2 protein-coding genes are annotated in these 1,863 nt (G+C 66.2%); one reads left to right on the forward strand and one right to left on the reverse strand.

The genetic code is table 11. The features are described 5' to 3' along the window. The coding region (locus tag AC1DU6_RS29540) for an AAA family ATPase (protein ID WP_477861560.1) at nt 1–1,184 on the forward strand (1,184 nt) is incomplete at its 5' end. Nucleotides 1,185–1,232: 48 nt separating this feature from the next. On the opposite strand, the gene AC1DU6_RS29545 is transcribed toward AC1DU6_RS29540, so the two are convergent. Further along, nucleotides 1,233–1,863, reverse strand: a 631-nt coding sequence (locus AC1DU6_RS29545) for a M90 family metallopeptidase (protein ID WP_477861562.1), incomplete at its 5' end; no start/stop codon positions are given.

The raw sequence follows: 1,863 nt of genomic DNA on the forward strand, positions 1-1,863 counted from the left end.
AGTACGCCCTGGGCGCGCTCCAGGCTGCCGCCGAGCTGTCGGCCAAGTACATCAATGATCGCCACCTGCCGGACAAGGCCATCGACGTCATCGACGAGGCCGGTGCTGCCCAGCGCATCCTGCCCAAGAGCAAGCAGAAGAAGACCATCACGCGCGTCGAGGTCGAGGACATCGTCGCCAAGATCGCGCGCATCCCGCCCGCATCGGTCAACAGCGATGACCGCAGCAAGCTCAAGACGCTGGACCGCGACCTGAAGAGCGTCGTGTTCGGGCAGGACCCGGCGGTCGACGCGCTCGCCGCCGCCATCAAGATGGCGCGCTCGGGCCTGGGCCGGCCCGAGAAGCCGGTGGGCTCCTTCCTGTTCAGCGGCCCCACGGGTGTCGGCAAGACGGAGGTCGCCAAGCAGCTTGCCTACATCCTGGGCATCGAGTTGATCCGCTTCGACATGTCGGAGTACATGGAGCGCCATGCCGTCAGCCGCCTGATCGGTGCGCCTCCGGGCTATGTCGGTTTTGACCAGGGCGGCCTGCTGACCGAGGCGGTCACAAAGAAGCCGCACTCGGTGCTGCTGCTCGATGAAATCGAGAAAGYGCACCCGGATGTCTTCAACGTGCTGCTGCAGGTCATGGACCACGGCACGCTGACCGACAACAACGGGCGCAAGGCCGACTTCCGCAACGTCATCATCATCATGACGACCAACGCGGGTGCCGAGGCGCTGAACAAGGCCACCATCGGCTTCACCAACTCGCGCCAGCAGGGCGACGAGATGGCCGACATCAAGCGCCTGTTCACGCCGGAGTTCCGCAACCGCCTGGACGCCATCGTGTCCTTCCGCCCGCTGGACGAGGAAATCATCCTGCGTGTGGTCGACAAGTTCCTGCTGCAACTGGAGAGCCAGCTGCAGGAGAAGAAAGTCGAGGTCAGCTTCTCCGACGCGCTGCGCAAGCATCTGGCCAAGAAGGGCTTCGACCCGCTGATGGGCGCGCGGCCGATGCAGCGCCTCATCCAGGACACCATCCGCCGCGCGCTGGCCGACGAGCTGCTGTTCGGCAAGCTGGTCGATGGCGGGCGCCTGAGCGTGGACGTGGACGACAAGGGCGAGACGGTGCTGGACATCCAGCCCACGCCGCCCAAGCCGGCCAAGGACAACAAGCCCAAGGCGGAGCCAGCGACGGCTTGAGTTTCAGCGCTCAGACGGAAAGGGACGCTGCGGCGTCCCCTTTTTCGTTCAACCAGCCGGGTCCTGTTTGAAGAAGCCGGCCAGCAGCTCGTACATCGCCGGCTCCTCCGCCCGCATGGCGGCCGGGGCGACGAAGAAGGCCTCCACGGCGACGGCGAAGAATTCCTCGACGGCCTCGCCGCCGTAGGGATCGATCAGCGTCTCCTCGCCGGCGTCGATGCGGGCGCAGAACTTCTCCCATTCGGCGTCGATGACCGTGGTCCAACGCTCGCGTTCGTCGGCGTCCAGCGGGGGCGCGCCGTCAGCCAGCCCATCTCGCATGTCGATGACGTGGGCGAACTCGTGGATGACGACGTTGAAGACCGCGTCCGCGCCGAACTCGGCCGGGTCGTCGCTGACGGCGATGGCATTCCAGGTCAGCATCAGCGGGCCGCCTTCCATGGCTTCGCCGGCCAGCTCCTCGTCGTACTCGTGGACGACGCCGTCTTCGTCCTCGAAGCGCCGCTGCGCCACGACTTCGCCCTCGTGCATGACGATGCCGACGAAACCRTCATACCAGGATAGGCCCAGCCGCAGCACGGGCAGGCAGGCCTGGGCCGCGACGGCGACGGCGACTTCGTCGGTCACCTCGAAGCCGCCGACGCCGTGGAATTCCTTGGTCGACAGGAACAGGCTGGAC

The organism is Roseateles sp. P5_B10, assembly GCF_056400485.1.